15 protein-coding genes are annotated in these 16,369 nt (G+C 71.2%); 8 read left to right on the forward strand and 7 right to left on the reverse strand.

Annotated elements, in window-relative coordinates:
• Positions 1–24 precede the first annotated feature (24 nt).
• Positions 25–282 (reverse strand): hypothetical protein, encoded by a 258-nt coding sequence (locus tag ACIP79_RS26380; RefSeq protein ID WP_387182773.1) that lies wholly within the window; start codon positions 280–282, stop codon positions 25–27.
• A gap of 252 nt (positions 283–534) precedes the next feature.
• Between ACIP79_RS26380 and ACIP79_RS26385 the strand changes: the two genes are divergently transcribed.
• Positions 535–2,178, forward strand: a complete 1,644-nt coding sequence (locus ACIP79_RS26385; RefSeq protein ID WP_401227123.1) for an alkaline phosphatase D family protein — start codon at positions 535–537, stop codon at positions 2,176–2,178.
• A 158-nt stretch (positions 2,179–2,336) separates the two neighbouring features.
• A complete protein-coding gene (gene ligA / locus ACIP79_RS26390) occupies positions 2,337–4,418 on the forward strand; it encodes an NAD-dependent DNA ligase LigA (protein ID WP_401227124.1) in 2,082 nt (693 codons plus the stop codon).
• Positions 4,419–5,174: 756 nt separating this feature from the next.
• On the opposite strand, the gene ACIP79_RS26395 is transcribed toward ligA, so the two are convergent.
• Together ACIP79_RS26395 and ACIP79_RS26400 are read right to left on the reverse strand one after the other, a co-directional pair.
• On the reverse strand, positions 5,175–5,597 hold the full coding sequence (locus ACIP79_RS26395; RefSeq protein WP_401227125.1) for a hypothetical protein: 423 nt from the start codon (positions 5,595–5,597) through the stop codon (positions 5,175–5,177).
• A 30-nt stretch (positions 5,598–5,627) separates the two neighbouring features.
• The gene (locus ACIP79_RS26400) at positions 5,628–6,593 is read right to left on the reverse strand and encodes an LLM class F420-dependent oxidoreductase (RefSeq protein WP_401227126.1); all 966 of its coding nucleotides are present in this window, start codon (positions 6,591–6,593) and stop codon (positions 5,628–5,630) included.
• 159 nt (positions 6,594–6,752) lie between these two features.
• On the opposite strand from ACIP79_RS26400, the gene ACIP79_RS26405 reads away from it, so the two are divergent.
• Both ACIP79_RS26405 and ACIP79_RS26410 read left to right on the forward strand, forming a co-directional pair.
• Positions 6,753–7,772 (forward strand): LLM class flavin-dependent oxidoreductase, encoded by a 1,020-nt coding sequence (locus ACIP79_RS26405; protein ID WP_401227127.1) that lies wholly within the window; start codon positions 6,753–6,755, stop codon positions 7,770–7,772.
• A 56-nt stretch (positions 7,773–7,828) separates the two neighbouring features.
• Positions 7,829–8,842 carry an endonuclease/exonuclease/phosphatase family protein gene (locus ACIP79_RS26410; RefSeq protein WP_401227128.1) on the forward strand — a complete coding sequence of 338 codons (1,014 nt, stop codon included), beginning with the start codon at positions 7,829–7,831 and terminating at the stop codon, positions 8,840–8,842.
• Positions 8,843–8,906: 64 nt separating this feature from the next.
• Here ACIP79_RS26410 and ACIP79_RS26415 read toward each other — a convergent pair whose 3' ends face one another.
• The 4 genes from ACIP79_RS26415 to ACIP79_RS26430 form a co-directional block, all read right to left on the reverse strand.
• Complete coding sequence (locus tag ACIP79_RS26415) at positions 8,907–9,362, reverse strand: RpiB/LacA/LacB family sugar-phosphate isomerase (protein ID WP_401227129.1); 456 nt, start codon at positions 9,360–9,362, stop codon at positions 8,907–8,909.
• Between the two features lie 10 nt (positions 9,363–9,372).
• On the reverse strand, positions 9,373–11,232 hold the full coding sequence (locus tag ACIP79_RS26420; protein ID WP_401227130.1) for a hypothetical protein: 1,860 nt from the start codon (positions 11,230–11,232) through the stop codon (positions 9,373–9,375).
• A 91-nt stretch (positions 11,233–11,323) separates the two neighbouring features.
• Positions 11,324–12,100, reverse strand: a complete 777-nt coding sequence (locus tag ACIP79_RS26425; RefSeq protein WP_401227132.1) for a hypothetical protein — start codon at positions 12,098–12,100, stop codon at positions 11,324–11,326.
• A gap of 64 nt (positions 12,101–12,164) precedes the next feature.
• Positions 12,165–13,043: a hypothetical protein gene (locus ACIP79_RS26430; RefSeq protein ID WP_401227133.1), complete on the reverse strand. Its 879-nt coding sequence runs from the start codon at positions 13,041–13,043 to the stop codon at positions 12,165–12,167.
• A 202-nt stretch (positions 13,044–13,245) separates the two neighbouring features.
• Between ACIP79_RS26430 and ACIP79_RS26435 the strand changes: the two genes are divergently transcribed.
• The 4 genes from ACIP79_RS26435 (at position 13,246) to ACIP79_RS26450 (ending at position 16,368) form a co-directional block, all read left to right on the forward strand.
• Positions 13,246–13,719: a DUF5990 family protein gene (locus tag ACIP79_RS26435; protein WP_401227135.1), complete on the forward strand. Its 474-nt coding sequence runs from the start codon at positions 13,246–13,248 to the stop codon at positions 13,717–13,719.
• 115 nt (positions 13,720–13,834) lie between these two features.
• On the forward strand, positions 13,835–14,398 hold the full coding sequence (locus ACIP79_RS26440; protein WP_401227136.1) for an MSMEG_1061 family FMN-dependent PPOX-type flavoprotein: 564 nt from the start codon (positions 13,835–13,837) through the stop codon (positions 14,396–14,398).
• A 123-nt stretch (positions 14,399–14,521) separates the two neighbouring features.
• The gene (locus ACIP79_RS26445) at positions 14,522–15,391 is read left to right on the forward strand and encodes an ABC transporter ATP-binding protein (protein WP_401227138.1); all 870 of its coding nucleotides are present in this window, start codon (positions 14,522–14,524) and stop codon (positions 15,389–15,391) included.
• Entirely contained in the window at positions 15,388–16,368 is a 981-nt protein-coding gene (locus ACIP79_RS26450) for an iron-siderophore ABC transporter substrate-binding protein (protein WP_401227139.1), read from the forward strand. Before ACIP79_RS26445 ends, ACIP79_RS26450 begins: the two co-directional genes overlap by 4 nt.
• The last annotated feature ends 1 nt before the right edge of the window (position 16,369 follow it).

The raw sequence follows: 16,369 nt of genomic DNA on the forward strand, positions 1-16,369 counted from the left end.
CAGGACCGAACCCCGCCGCCGTCGTCAGGCGTCCTCGGGTTCCAGCTCGAACGTGAAGTAGATGCTCAGCGTGCAGGGCTCGTCCTCGTCGTGGGCGAAGTCCCATGAGACGTCGATCAGGAAGACGTCGTGCTCTCCCACCCACGCCTGCGCCTTCCCGAAGGCCTCCGCCGCGGTGGTGGCGGTGAACAGCTTTCTCGCCATGGGATGCACCTGGGAGTCGGCGTCCGAGTCGTCGAAACCCTCCGGAACGTCCAGACAGAGGTCGGGATCGAGCTCCATGGGCCGCGCCCCTTTCAGTCGGTCGGGCGGTACGCGTGGCAAGAGGCCTGCCCTCTGGACACGACACCCGCCAAGACCGCCGTACGTCCGGAAGGGTTGCTTCCCCCGACCGCCACATGAGGTGCGTCGCCGGCGCCGAGTCCACAACTCCCCTTCACAAGTCATCACTTGTTCTTGGCCGGTCAATCACAATGTGCTTGGCTCACCCCGGTCATTGGCTCAGCCCCATGCATCGGCGTACGGAGGCCTGCGGTGTCACCCACGAACGAAACTTCCCCGTCCCCGGCGAGACCCCGGCCCGCCGCCCTCAGCCGGCGCGGCCTGCTGGTCGGATCCGCCGTCGTCGCGGGCGCGCAGGCACTGAACATCCGGACCGCGCACGCGGAACCCGCGCACCGGGATCCCTTCAAACTCGGTGTGGCGAGCGGCGATCCGCTGCCGGACGGGGTCGTCCTGTGGACCCGGCTGGTCAACGACCCCTACGACGCGGCGTCCTTGGGCAACCGACCGGTACGCGTGGAGTGGGAGATCGCCGCCGACGAGCGATTCCGCCGGGTCGTCCGGCGCGGTACCGAGATCGCCGAACGTGCCCACGCGCACAGCGTCCACGCGGATGTACGGGGCCTGGCGCCGGGCCGCGACTACTGGTTCCGGTTCCGTACGGGCCGCAGTCTCAGCCCGGTCGCGCGGACCCGTACCGCCCCCGCGCCCCACTCACGCCCCGACGGACTGCGGATCGGTCTGGTCAACTGCCAGGACTGGCAGAACGGCTACTGGCCCGCGTACAACGCGCTCGCCGAGGAAGACCTCGACGTGGTCGTGCACGTGGGCGACTACATCTACGAGTACGACCCCAGCAGCGCGTACGCGGACCGTTTGCACACCGCCCCGCAGACCGCCGGTCTCGACCAGTTGGTCACGCTCGCCGACTACCGTGCCCGGCACGCCCAGTACAAGACCGACCCCGCTCTCCAGGCGGCCCACGCCGCCTTCCCCTGGATCGTCACCTGGGACGACCACGAGGTGGAGAACAACTACGCCGACCTCGTCGACGAGATCGACGACACCGGGGCGCGTCACCAGGACCCCGTCGCCTTCGCCCGCCAGCGCTCCGCCGGGTACCAGGCCTACTACGAGCACATGCCGTTGCGGCGCAGGTTCGTCAACGGCTCCTCGGACTACCGCCTCTACCGTCGCTTCGACTTCGGTGACCTGCTCAGACTGAACGTCCTCGACACCCGCCAGTACCGCACCGACCAGCCCGGCGGGTTCTCCGGCGACTTCGGCACCGTCGCGGCCGGCCAGGGCAACACCGACGGGACACTGACCGGCGCGGCGCAGGAGAAGTGGCTCCGGCAGGGGCTGCGCCGCTCCCCGGCGCGCTGGAACGTCGTCGCCCAGCAGGTGATGATGAGCCAGATCCGCTTCCCCAACTTCCTCGACCCGACGCACCCGTTGCCGCCCATCGCCAACCTCGACCAGTGGGACGGGTACGACCCGGCCCGGACCGACTTCCTGCGCTTCCTGCGGGACGCCCGGGTGGCCAACCCGGTCGTGCTCGCCGGGGACATCCACTCCTCCTGGTTCAGCGATCTGCGGATCGACCGCGACGACCTGGACAGCGACCCGGTCGCGGTCGAGTTCACGGCCACCAGCGTGAGTTCCGACTTCCCGGCCGCCTTCGACGCTCCGCTGAAGGCCTACAACCCGATCCTCAATCCGCACGTCCGCTACTTCGACGGCTCGCGTCGCGGCTATCTGCGCCTCAACGTCGGCCGCCGGGAGTGGACCACCGACGCCCGGACCGTCGACAGCATCGCGGTGCGCCGGTCTCCGGTGAGCACCACCGCTTCCTGGGCCGTGACGGCGGGTGAACCGGGGCTCTCCGCCGTGTGAGCCGGGGGGCGGGGCGACAGGACGGTAAGGAGCCGGGTAGGCCCAGGGTGCGGGCGCCGGTGACAGCGGCATGGCGGAGAGAGGCCCGGGGGCCGAGGGGCCCCTCTCCGTCCCCTGCCGCCACGGCATTGTCAGTGGTGGCAGGCAAGATGACAGGCATGACGACACCAGTTGCAGTGATCGTGGATGCCATCGCCTACGCGCAGGCGGTCGAGGACGCGGTGAAGGCGTCGGCCGCCTATTACGCGGGCGGCACGTCGGTGCTGGACGACGACGCGTACGACAGGCTCGTGCGCGGGATCGCGGCCTGGGAGACCGACCACCCCGATCAGGTGCTGGCCGACTCGCCGACCGGGAAGGTCGCCGGTGGCGCGGTCGAGGGGGATGTGCCGCACACGGTGGCGATGCTGAGCCTGGACAACGTGTTCTCACCGGAGGAGTTCACGGCCTGGACGGCGTCCCTGACGCGGCGGATCGGCCATGACGTCGAGCGGTTCAGCGTCGAGCCGAAGCTGGACGGACTGGCGATCGCCGCCCGCTACACCCGCGGCCGACTGAGCAGGCTGATCACCCGCGGCGACGGTACGGCCGGGGAGGACGTCTCGCACGCCATCGGCACCATCGAGGGTCTCCCGGAAACGCTGGCGGAGCCGGTCACGGTGGAGGTGCGCGGCGAAGTCCTCATGACGACCGCCCAGTTCGAGCACGCCACCGAGGTCCGCACCGCGCACGGCGGACAGCCGTTCGCCAACCCGCGCGGCGCCTCGGCCGGCACGCTGCGCGCCAAGGACCGCGCCTACACCGTGCCGATGACGTTCTTCGGCTACGGTCTGCTGCCGCTGCCCGGCACCGAGACGGAGCTCGCGACGCGGCTGGGCGAGCTGGCGCACAGCGAACTCATAGCGCGGGCCGCCGAGTTCGGGGTCAACACCACCGCCACCACGGCCGTGCCCGGCACCACCGCCGACACGGTCGAGCAGGTTCTCGCCCGGGTCCAGGAGATCGCCACGCTACGGGCCGGACTGCCGTTCGGGATCGACGGGATCGTCATCAAGGCCGACCTCGCGGCCGACCAGCGGACCGCCGGCTCCGGTTCGCGCGCCCCACGCTGGGCGATCGCCTACAAGCTGCCCGCCGTGGAGAAGATCACCCGGCTGCTGGAGGTGGAGTGGAACGTGGGCAGGACCGGCATCATCGCCCCACGCGGAGTGCTGGAACCCGTCGAGATCGACGGCGCCACCATCACGTACGCCACGCTGCACAATCCCGCCGACATCACCCGCCGCGATCTCCGCCTGGGCGACCACGTCATGGTCCACCGGGCCGGTGACGTCATCCCCCGCATCGAAGCCCCCGTCGCCCACCTGCGCACCGGCGACGAGCGGCCCATCGCCTTTCCCGAGGTGTGCCCGAGATGCGGCTCCGGAATCGACACGAGTGAACAGCGCTGGCGCTGCGAGAACGGCCGCGACTGCCACCTGGTCGCCTCCCTCTCCTACGCCGTCGGCCGTGACCAGCTCGACATCGAGGGCCTCGGCACGACCCGCGTCGTCCAGCTCGTCGAGGCGGGCCTGGTCGCCGACCTCGCCGATCTGTTCGCCCTCACCCGGGACCAGTTGCTCGGCCTGGACCGGATGGGCGAGACCAGCACCGACAACCTCCTCGCGGCGATCGGCACGGCGAGGACGCGGCCACTTTCACGGGTGCTGTGCGCACTCGGCGTCCGCGGCACCGGACGCTCCATGTCACGCCGGATCGCCCGGTACTTCGCCACCATGGACGACATCCGTGCCGCCGACGCCGAGACGATGGAGCGCGTCGAGGGCATCGGCACCGAGAAGGCCCCGAGCATCGTGGCCGAACTCAAGGAACTCGCCCCGCTCATCGACAGACTCGCCGAGGCCGGGGTGAACATGACGGAGCCCGGCGCCACCCCGCCCGCCCCGATCACCGACGGCGCGGAGGACGAATCCGCCGACCAGGCGGGCGGGCCGCTGGCCGGGATGACGGTCGTCGTCACCGGGGCGATGACCGGCGCCCTGGAGAAGCTCAGCCGCAACCAGGTGAACGAGCTGATCGAGCGCGCCGGCGGCCGCTCCTCCTCCAGCGTCTCCAAGAAGACCAGCCTCGTCGTCGCCGGCGAGAACGCGGGATCCAAGCGGGCCAAGGCCGAGACTCTCGGCATCCGGCTGGCCGACCCCGACGAGTTCGCCACTCTCGTCGCAGACTACTTCGACTAGGGCGGGGGCGCCGCGGGTGGACCGGTTCGCCGCGAACCGGTCAGGTCAGGCCGGGTCGCCGGGAGCCGGCCGTGGGCGAGTCGGTGAGGCCGGTCGCCGACGGCGGCCGTGACGCCAGCCGGTCAGGCGGGGACACCGGCGGCGTGACGCCAGCCGGTCAGGTCGGGCCTGGTCAGGCCGGGTCGCCGGGAGCCGGCCGTGGGCGAGTCGGTGAGGCCGGTCGCCGACGCGGCCGTGACGCCAGCCGGACAGGCGGGGCCGGCGGCCGTGACGTCGGCCGGTCCGGTCGGGCCTGGTCAGGCCTGGTCGCCGGGAGCCGGCCGTGGGCGAGTCAGTGAGGCCGGTCGCCGACGTCGGCCGTGAGCCAGCCGGACAGGCGGGGACGCCGGCGGCCGTGACGCCGGCCGGTCTGGTCGGGCCGATTGCCGCCCGTGAGCGAGTCGTTCGAGCCAGACCGGTTGCCGCAGCTGTGCGCCCGTCGGCGGGGTCAGACCAGCTGCCGCAGCTGTCCGCCAGTCGGCCGGGTCAGACCAGTTGCCGACGGGTCCCGAGCCAGCGCTCAGGCCGAGTTGCCGACGGCGGCCGTGAGCGAGTCGGTCGGGTCAGACCAGTTGCCGACGGGTCCCGAGCGAGCGGTCAGGCCGAGTTGCCGACAGCCGCCGTGGGCGAGACGGCCCGGTCAGACCAGTTACCGACGGCCCTGAGCGAGCGGTCAGGCCGAGTTGCCGAAGACCGGCCGTGGGCGAGACGGCCTGGTCAGGCCAGGTTGCCCGCCGCCGTCAGGCGGAGCTGGAGGTCCACCTCCTGGTCGCCGGAGGCCGAGCCCGTCGCCTCGACGGCGAAGCCGGAGGCGAGAGCCGCACGCATACGGGAGACGGCGACGGGACCGCCCTGGAGGTCCGCCGTGACGGAGCCCGCCAGGATCGTCCCGGACAGCGGAGCGGCGCTCTCCGGGACTAGAAAGGCACTGGTCCACGTATCGGGTTCGGTGTCGGAGCGCTGCGCCGGTGTGTCGTCGCCGCGCTCGGAGGCGAAGCGGGAGCCCAGCGCGCGGAAGACGGTGTCCGCGTCGGCGACCGAGCAGTCGCCCAGCACCACCTGCACCAGGTCGGGGGACGAGGCCTCGGCTGTGGCCGGGTCGCTGGACGTGGTCGCTGACGAGGTGTCGTTGTCGCTCATGGTGTCCGGTCTCTCCAGTGTCGTCTTCGGTCACAGCTCGCGCAGTGCGGGCAGGAGTTCCTTCTCCGCCCAGGCGATGAAGGGGAGTTGCTGGTCGCCGCCCACCTGGACAAGGGCGATCTCGGTGAACCCGGCCTCCGCGTAGGGACGTACCGCCTCGACGAACCGGCCGACGTCGTCGCCGCAGGGGATCGACTCCGCCACGTCCCGCGGAGTGACGTACCGGGTCGCGCCGGCGAATCCCGAAGGGCCCGGCAGTTCGGAGTTCACCGGCCAGCCGCCCACCGACCAGCGGAACTGGTCGTGCGCGCGAGCGACCGCCGCGTCCCGGTCGGTGTCGTAGCAGACCGGGACCTGGCCCACCCGGGGCTTGCCGTGTCCACCGTGCCGGTCGAAGGAGTCGAGCAGCTCCGACTTGGGCTCGGTGGCGATGACCAGGTCGGCGAGACGGCCGGCGAGCGAGCAGGAGAGCTCGCCGGAGACGGCCACACCGATGGGCGGCGGTTCGTCCGGCAGATCCCAGAGCCGGGCGTTCGCCACGTCGAAGTGGGCGCCCTGGTGGTTGAGGTCCTCTCCGGTGAAGAGCGCCCTGATGATCTCCACCGCCTCTTCAAGCATCTCGATCCGGATCCGCGGAGAGGGCCAGCCCGCACCCACCACGTGCTCGTTGAGGTTCTCTCCCGACCCCAGCCCGAGACGGAAGCGGCCCTGGGAGAGCAACTGCATGGTCGCGGCCTTCTGCGCGACCACGGCGGGGTGGTAGCGCACGGTGGGGCAGGTCACGTAGGTCATCAGCGGGATCCGCTCGGTGGCCTGCGCCGCCGCCCCGAGCACACTCCACGCGTAGGGGGCGTGTCCCTGGGACGCGAGCCAGGGGAAGTAGTGGTCGGAGGTGACCGAGAAGTCGAAGCCGGCTCGCTCCGCCGCGACCAGATCCTCGACGAGGGCGCGGGGGCCGGCCTGCTCGGTCATCATCGTGTAGCCGATTTGCACCATAGTGAGCGGGTTGCCGATCTCGTCCCTCCCGAAACATCGCCGACCGGGGGTGCCAACCAGCCCGGCGGGTGCCTGACAGTCGTCACACGGTGCTCGCCTGCGACAATGGACGCAGCACTGGTGTTCGGCGCGAGTCGCCGTGGACGATGGAGGAGCCCTGTGCCACTGCCCTCGGATCCGCTGCGGAAACTGGGTTTCCTGACCATCGGACTGTTCGACGGCGACAGCCCCGGCCAGGGCCATGAATCGACCCTGGAAATCATCGGACTGGGCGAACGGCTCGGATTCGACAGTGCGTGGGTGCGACACCGCCATCTCCAGTACGGCATCTCCTCCCCGGTCGCGGTGCTGGCAGCGGCCTCGCAGCGCACCAGCCGCATCGAACTGGGGACCGCGGTCATCCCTCTCGGCTGGGAGAACCCGCTTCGCCTGGCGGAGGATCTGGCGACGGTGGACATTCTGTCCGGGGGCCGCCTCAATCCGGGCCTCAGCGTCGGCCCGCCGATGCACTACGACGAGGTCAGGGACGCGCTCTACCCCGACACCGCCGAGGCCGAGGACTTCACCTACGACCGCATGCGACGCCTGCTGGACTTCGTACGCGGGAAACCCGCCACGGACTTCAGCGGCGTCAAGGGCTTCGAGGTGTTCTCCGACCGCGTCCAGCCCCACTCCCCCGGTCTGGGCCGGCGCCTGTGGTACGGCGGAGGGAGCCTGCGGTCGGCCCGGTGGGCCGGCGAGCACGGCATGAACTTCCTGACCAGCAGCGTGGTGAAGGCGGAGGAGTCCGAGGACTTCGCCGAGATCCAGCTCTCGCACATCCGGGCCTTCCGCGGCAGCCATCCCGACGGTGCGCGCGCCCGCGTCTCCCAGGGCCTCGTCGTCATCCCCACCGACAGCGCCACGCCGGAGCAGCGCGCGAAGTACGAGGAGTACGCCCTCAAGCGGACGCCGCGTACCGCCACGCCGCAGGGTCCGGCGCGCATGATGTTCGCCCCGGATCTCGTCGGCACCAGCGAGGAGATCGCCGAGCGCCTCTACGCGCACGCGGCGTTCCGCGAGGTCGACGAGGTCGCCTTCGCCCTGCCCTTCACCTTCGACCACGACGACTACGTGCAGATCCTCACCGACATCGCGACCGGCCTCGGCCCGCGGCTGGGCTGGCAGGCGGCGCACTGAGCCCGGGAGGCGCGTCGGCGCGCACCATCACAGAGGGACAAGGTGACAGGGGACAGATGACAGACACGGTGACCGGCGCCCCGCGTGCGGACGGCCGGCGGCCGGGACGTGTGAGGCGCGGGCGTACGTGGGGACTGTCGGCCTGCGGACTCGCACTCGCCCCTTCCGCGGTGCTGCTTGCCGTACGGCTGACGGGACTTGACGCCGGCACGCCCTTCGCGGTGCCCATGGTGCTCTTCCCGTACTCCGCGGTGGTCAGTGTGCTGGTGCTGGGCGTGGTGGCCGCCGTTCCCGCGCTGCGCTCGCGATGGACGGTGCCCGTCGTGGCAGCCTTGGCGGTCGTCCAAGTCGGTTTGCTGGTACCACGGTTCGTCCCCGAGAACCGCGATGTTCCGCCGGGAGCAGCACAGTTGCGCGTCGCGACCCTCAACACCGATGTGGGCGGCGCCGATCCCCGCGCGGTGCTGGAGTTGGTCCGCACCGAGCGGATCGACGTGCTGGCCCTGGAGCAGCTGCCGCCCGACGGGGTGGCGGCCCTGGACGAGGCGGGGCTGGGTGCGTTGATGCCGTACCGCGAACTCCACCCCGAGTACGACTCCTCGATCTACTCGCGGCGCCCGCTGTACCACGGTGGTACGACGGACTCCGACACCGCCTGGCCCCAGACCACCGCCGAGATCACCCTCGGCGGCCGGACGGTGGAGCTGATGGCCGTGCACACCTACTACCCCCTGGGAGACGCGGACCGCTGGACCCGGGACATGACCTCACTCACCTCCCTGGCCCGGCGCGGCGGCCCGGACACGGTGTTCCTCGGCGACTTCAACGCCTCCCTCGACCACGCGCCGATGCGGAGACTGCTGTCGGCCGGGCTCACCGACATCCACGCCGAACTCGGCCGCGGGTGGGTCAGGACCTGGCCGGTCGGCCATGCGCTGGTGCCGCCGATGGTCCAGCTGGACCACGTCCTGCACGGCTCCGGACTGGCGGGCGTCTCCGTGAGCGAGCGCACGGTGCCGGGTACCGACCACCGGGCCGTCGTGGCGGAGCTGGCACTGGTTCCGTCGTAAGTCCGGTTTCCGGTCTCCGGTCTCCGGTTGCAGCGCGGGCCGCCGACAGCGGTCCCGGTACCCCCTACCGGGCCGTCCTGCCCGCGTCGAGACGTCCGATGTGGGCCACGTTCTCCAGGTCTTCGGCGTCGTCGCCGGGCCGGGCGGCGAACCAGGCGTCGAGGATCTCCTTGAGGAGCGGCTCGGAGGTCAGTCGCAGGCTCAGCGCCAGCACGTTGGCGTCGTTCCAGCGGCGCGCCCCGTCCGCCGTGTAGGCGTCCGCGCACAGGGCCGCACGCACCCCCGGCACCTTGTTCGCGGCGATGGACGCGCCGGTCCCGGTCCAGCAGCAGACGACCGCCTGGTCGGACGTCCCGTCAGCGACCTGCCGGGCCGCCGTCTCCGAGCAGAACGCCCACCCCGTGGTCCCGCCGGGCGCGAGGGCCCCGTGCGTCAGCACCTCGTGGCCGCGCTCCCGCAACTCCTTGACGAGGTACCGGGCCACCGGTTCGTCCATGTCCGAGGAAACAGAGATCCGCATGTTCCGAAGACTACTGAGCGGATGCGCGCAGGGTGAGTGACAGGCGCATCGCCGTGCTCGATGTCGACGTGAACTCCTGGCAGTTGACGACGGCCCGCATGGCCTGGGTCGCCGCACGGATGAGGTCCAGTCGTGGCGGTGTGCCGGGCTCGACGACGAGACGTGCCTCCAGCCAGGCAGTGGTCGCGCTGACGTCGGTGCGTCGGGTGCGCTGCCCGGTGAACCGGCGGGTCGTCCCGTCGGCGGCGGTCGTACGCAGGGTGGGGATCTCGGTCGCGTCGGCGGTGAGACTGCCGTCGCCGCGCAGCGTCCAGCGCGCGCGGCGGAGCCTGTCACCGAAGTCCTGGGCCTGGGAGGCGGTCCCTGTCAGCGGTTCGGCAGAGGTGACGGCGAGCGTGCGGAAGGTCAGCGGTGCGGCCGTGGGCGCCGGTCCGCCGGTAGTCGGTCCCTTCTCCGTCGTGAAGGTGGGGAGCCCTTGGGGGCGCTTCGGAGCCGGCGGTGCCGAGGGGCTGGGACAGGCTGCCGGCGTGCCGTCCGCGCGCGGCGGTGCCGTCGACGTGCCCGGCGTGCCGCCCTCGTCGGCGAAGAGGTCCCCCGTCGGCCGGGACACCACGGGCAGCAGACCCACCAACAGGATGACCGCGGGGAACAGGACAGCCGTCACGTACAGGAGGGACGACCGGGGTGCCGACGGCCGGCCCGCCCGCGACGCCCGGACACCGGTCACGACCGCCCACCCGAGGGCGACGGCGAACGTCGCCCACCACGCCGGCTGCCCCGTGAGCGCCTCATGGCCCATCGCGAGGACCTCGCCCGTGGCCCGATCCCACGTCGCCCCCCGAAGGACGTACGCGGGTACCGCGCCCAGCATCGTCAGCAGCAGCTGTACGAGCAGGGCCGACGGCCACGCCAAGGTCATCAGCAGGCGCGCTACTGGGCTTTCACCGTGCGAGGCGAACCAGATCCGCAGCCGTACGGGCGGGTGGTACAGCCGGGCGAGGCCGCCACGATCCCCGTACTCCAGACGCCGCAGCGCGCGTACGAGGCTCTCGGGTCCTGCGGATCGCGCGGCGGACCGGTCCGCCGCCAGTTCCGCCGACCACAGCGCCGCGCTCACCAGGAGCAGCACCTTCGGGACGCCGAACAGAACCAGGACGACCTGGGCCAGGGTCATGGAGGCGGTGGCGTAGCCGGTGACGAACAGCAGGGTGACGGGTACGACGACGAGGCCCGCGAGCACGTACGGCCAGACACGGACGAGGGCGGTGAACGGGCTGCCGAGTCCCGCCACATGCTGTTCACCGCGGCGCAGATGGCCGAGCTCGTGCAGCAGGACGGCGCGGGCCGCTTCCCTGTCCGTCTCCCACAGGTGGACGAACGGAGCGAAGACGCCGACCCGGGTGACTCGCCAACTGCCCGGATACACGCGGGCGGAGAGGCCGGACCGGGTACTGAGCCGCAGTTGGGCGCCCGGCGCGTGTTCGCGCAGGAACTCCGCGATCTGGTCCGGGAAGTAGGGTTCCGGCGCCAATCCGGGCACACCTGTTGCCCTCCTCGGCGGAGCGAAGAACGGATGCTCGGGCGGCAGCAGTCCGTGGCGTCGCTCCACGAAGCGGCAGCGCGCTCGCGGGGCGAGGATCGCCAGGACGGCCGCCATCAGGAAGAAGAGCGGCAGCAGTTGGACCAGGCTCAGCATCGCGGTGACGAACAACGCCCGTTCGCGGGTGTCGAGTTGCCCCAACCCCGCGCCCACGCCGAAGGTGTGGGCGACCAGGGCGGGGGCGTCCGCCAGGAACAGGAACAGGGTCAGCCACAGCCACGGGGGCGGGCCCCCCGCGCGTACGGGCCGAGCGGTGGGCGGCCCGCTCATGGTGTCGCGCCGCGGCGCCGGTTGCGAAACGAATTACGGGGCGGGTTGCGGGGCCGCGGCGGGTGGACGTGTCCGGTCGAGGAGCGGCCGGTCATGAGGTGGTTCCGGAGGTCCCACCGTCCGGGGCGGCGGGTGGTCGGTGGTCCGGCGACGGCCGGCCCCGACCTTCACGGGAGAAGAGCCCCGACGCGGCGGAGGTGAACCGGCGCAACCCTGCCCGCCCCCCACGGGACCGGGCACCGCCACCCCGCGGTGGCTCCCCGCCCACGAGGGCGTCGAGGAACGCCGCCACCTCGACCGGGTCGTCCCCGGCCAGTAATCGGACGGTCAGCCGGGCGGCCAGGTCGTCGGCCGCGGCTGTCTCGACTCCGCGGGTCTGGAGCCGCCCGCTCATGCGCAGGGCGGCGCGCATGACCTCCACGGTGGGCGCGGCCGAAGGCTGCGGGACACCCGCTGTCGAACCCCCGCCGGGCGCCGAGTCGGTTAGCGGCGGACTGTCGTCCCGCGCCGGACTCACGGTGGGAGCCGGTGAAGTCCCGGCACCGCCGGAGGCGTTGGCCGCACGCTGCGCGCGGATGCCGAGCACCAGAGCTGTGGCGGACAGCGCGTTGCCCAACTGTGCGGTGCCCAGAGCCGACTTGAGCGCCTCGGCGGAGTAGGCCAGTGCGTCCAGCACCTCCGGCAGGACAACTGCCGCGCCGCCGCCCATCCCACCGGGTGCGGGTCCGCGTTCGGCGAAGAGGTTCCGGCGGGTGGCGCCGCCGGCGGCGTAGGCGCGGGCGGTCTGGACGGCCGACCCGGTCTCGCCGAGTGCGACCGACTCGGCGATCCGTACGCTCCAGTCGTCGAGTCGATCGGTCGCGGTCACGGGGTCGCCCCTCGCCTGGTGCGGAAGGTCCGCCCGCGGCCCGTGTGCCGTGATCGGCGCCCCATCAAGCGGTCCCCTCGAACTCGATGCTGAACTCGACCAGGCCGTCGGTGCTCACGCCCGCCGCCGTCAGGTACGCCGAGGAACTGTCCAGCGGTCCCTCGAAGGTGGTCCCGGAGTCGAGTGCGTGCGGGTAGGCACCGGGGAGTTGGCCCAGGTCGGACCGGCAGGCCACGATCGGGCTCGGCCAGTTGAAGAGGTTTAGGGCGACGGCCTCCTCGGTGTGGGGATCGGTGAGTTCTGCGTCCAGTTCACCGTCGTACCAGGTCATGTCCCAGTAGGTCATCAGCACTTCGGGATCACGCGGGTTGCCGGACAGGTCCTGGCCGGACGTCGTACTGACGGCCGAGGACCAGAACGACACCGCCCCGGTCTCGGACGGGTCACCCGCCGCGAACAGCAGGGAGAACGGGTTGTCCTCGGTCTCACCGCCGCCGCTGCGGGGGCTGCTCAGGTTGAGCGTGCCGTCCATCGAGTAGCTCTCGCTGTCGGCCAGTTGGCGCGAGCCGTCGGAGCTGCAGTAGTCGTAGATGTCGACGGAGATCTCCGCCGTCCCGCTGTACTCCGTGCCCCACAGCTCCGAGGCGTCCGAGCCGGTGTCGCTGTAGACCTCGTCCTCCTCCGGCGACTCGATGACCGGGTCCTCGGTCTCCTCCTCGGTCTCCGAGGAGTAGTCGTCCACCGTGGGCGTCGGGTCCGGCGGCCACGTGGACGGCGACGGCGACGGGCTGTAGGCGCCGGTACTGGGCGGAGCACTGGAGGCTTCGGCTTCCGAGGACCCCCCGTCCCCGCATCCGGCCAGCGTGGCGCACATGAGCCCCAGACAGACAGTGGTGATCAGTCGAGCCCGGGCGAATCCGGGCACCCCTCGTACACGTGTCATGGCAGACATGACATCCCCTCCCCACACCGGGCGGCTCCCCCATGAGCACCCAGGACAGGGGACGTTACGCTTCGCGGTCATTCAATTACGGTGTACAAATCCTTCGTTATCCTTTCGTGCCTGCGGGCACGCCGGGAGCGGTCGCCAACCCGCCACCGCGGGCAGCGGCACCATCACCACCACCAGCGACGACAATGGGTGGATGCGCATCCGTATCGACGCCGTCGACCTGCCCGGCCTGGCCTGCTCGCCCGAACCCCGGGGTGACAACGACGCCGTGGTCTACGAGAACGTCCACGTCGCCGTGCAGCGTCGCGACCGTCCGGCCGAACTCCTGGACCCGCAGCCCGCCGACGCGGCGTCGGCGACCTGGACCCTGGAGTGCTCCACGGCACCCACGCCAACCGGCACCGACGTCAAGGGGCCTTACATCCAGGACCGTTTGGGCCGCCGCTTCATCTACCTGTCGTGGGGCACGGTCGACGGGGCCGGCGTCTTCTCGATGTTCCGCCGCGCCAAGCTGATGATCGACGCCATCCCCGCCGCGGTGCTCGCCGCCGCCGCGCGGGAGGGCCTACTGGTCGGACGTCTCGGCCTGACGGACGCGAAAGGCACTCCCCTGTGTGCGCGGGTCGAACCCCCACGCATCACCTGGACCGCCGAACCGGCGGCGTAGGACCCAGCCGCCCAGCCACCCATCCGCCCATCCGGCTCGAAGTAAGGTGAACCTCTCCTCAGATAATGTTCCATGTGCAACTACTCGCCGGACGCACACACCTTGGGAGTCGGCCTTGCCGCACACGATCGACACCGCCGACAACGGGTCGGACGCCGTGACCGAGGAGGGCTGGGTCGAGCTGGGCTCCCCCGCCGAGTTGCGCGAACTGCTGGGCGAGCCCTGGCCGATAGTGATCGAGAAGGTCCACGGCCGGCTCACCGACCAGGACCTGGGCATCCTGGCCCGCTCGCCGTTGTGCCTGCTGGCCACTTCCGACGCCCACGGCAACTGCGACGTCTCGCCGCGCGGCGACACCCCCGGCTTCACGCACGTCATCGACCCCGGCACGCTCGCCCTGCCCGACCGGCCGGGAAACCGGCGCGGCGACAGCTTCCACAACATCCTCGCCAACCCGCACGCCGGCCTGCTGTACCTGATCCCGGGCAGCAAGGAGGTCCTGCGGGTCAACGGCCGGGCACGCATACTCACCGACGCCCCGTTCTTCGACGGCATGATGTTGAACGACCGGCGCCCCACCCTGGCCCTGGTCCTGGAGATCGACGAGATCTACCTGCACTGCCCGCAGTCGCTGCGCCGCTCGGGAGTGTGGAACCCGGCCTCCTGGCAGACCGGCTGAACCCCGAGCACAGGACCCTGCCAGTACCGAGCAGCCCTTGCCAAAACCCCGACGGAGACCCCTGTCAAGGCGAATTGAGGCCACCTCACCAAGGTCAATTTAGGTTAGGCTAACCTTCACCTCGTGAGATCTGGTGAAGAAACAGCCGCCGCCCCGCGAATACGCGGTCACGCCCTGTCGGCCTCGGACGTGACCGTGGCGTACGACGGCGTGGACATCGTGCACGAAGCGGCGGTCGCGCTCCGCCCCGGCGAGGTGACCGCTCTGGTGGGGCCCAACGGAAGCGGCAAGTCGACGCTCCTGCGGACCATCGCCCGGTTGCAGCGGGCCCGCCGGGCGACGCTCAGGATCGATGCCGACACGGACGGCCTCACCCTGACCCCCCGTGAGTTCGCACGGCATGTCGCGCTGCTGACCCAGGGCCGCCCCACCCCCAGCGGGCTGACCGTGCGGGATGTCGTCGAGTTCGGCCGCTATCCCTACCGGGGCCGCTTCGGCCGGCCCGATCCCGACGCGTCGGCCGCGGTCGACCGCGCGCTCGCGTTGACAGGTGTCATGGACCTCGCCGAGCGGGGCGCCGACCACCTGTCCGGCGGGCAGTTGCAGCGGGTCTGGCTCGCGAGCTGCCTCGCCCAGGAGACCGGCGTACTGCTGCTGGACGAGCCCACCACCTATCTCGACCTGCGCTACCAGGTCGAACTCCTCGATCTCATCCGCGATCTGGCCGACGACCACTCCATCGCCGTCGGCGTCGTCCTGCACGACCTCGACCAGGCGGCGGCCGTCGCGGACCGGATCGCACTGCTCGAAGCCGGCCGGATCGTCGCCGACGGCCTGCCCGAGGACGTCCTGACACCGGAGCGCCTGACGGCCGTCTACGGCATCCGGATCGACGTCGACACCGACCCCCTGACCGGCCGACTGCGCACCCGCCCGGTCGGCCGCCACCACGCTCGCCCCCGACGAACCGAAAGGCTCGGCACCACCTCATGAGACGCCTCCTGCTCACCGCGGCCGCCACCACGGCCGCCGCGCTCACTCTCGCCGCCTGCGGCACCACCGAGCCTGCCGCCGAAAGCTCCGAGAAGCCCTCCGAGGCGATCACCCTCACCGACGCCACCGGAGCGCAGGTCAAGCTCGACGGCCCGGCCACCAAGGTCGTCGCCACCGAGTGGAACGTCGTCGAGAGCCTCGTCACGCTCGGCGTGGACCCCGTCGGTGTCGCCGACGTCAAGGGCTACAAGACCTGGGACTCCGCCGTCCCGCTGAAGAACGAGCCGAAGGACATCGGCACCCGCGGCGAGCCCAGCATGGACACCGTCGCCTCCCTCGCGCCCGATCTGATCGTGGCCACCACCGACCTGACACCGGCCGCCGTGAAGCAGCTGCGCAAGGTCGCCCCGGTCCTGGAGGTGACGTCCGCCGACGCCTCCGACCAGATCGGGCAGATGCTGGAGAACCTCGACCTCATCGCCAAGGCCACCGGCACCACGGACCAGGCCAAAACGGCCCGATCGGACTTCGAGGCAAAGGTCGCCGAGGGCAAGAAGGCCCTCGCCGACGCCGGTCTCGCCGGCACGGACATCGCCTTCGCGGACGGCTACGTCGCCTCCAACCAGGTCTCCCTGCGGCCGTACACCAGCGGTTCGCTCATCGGCACCGTCAACGAGCAGCTCGGTCTGAAGAACGCCTGGACCGTCAAGGGCGACGAGGCCTACGGCCTGGGCACCACCGACGTCGAGGGCCTCACCGACCTCCCGAAGGACACGCGGTTCGCCTACATAGGCAACGACGACGACGCGAGCGCCACGCCCTTCACCGGTGTGCTGAAGAAGAACGCCGTATGGAAGTCCCTGCCGTTCGTGAAGGCCGGTGAGGTGTACCGACTGCCCGACGGCATCTGGATGTTCGGCGGTCCGGGGTCGATGGGGGCGTACATCGACGGCCTCGTCGCCGCGCTGACGAAGTAAC

Origin of the sequence: Streptomyces sp. NPDC088747, from assembly GCF_044751025.1 — a bacterium.
GTDB lineage: Bacteria > Actinomycetota > Actinomycetes > Streptomycetales > Streptomycetaceae > Streptomyces.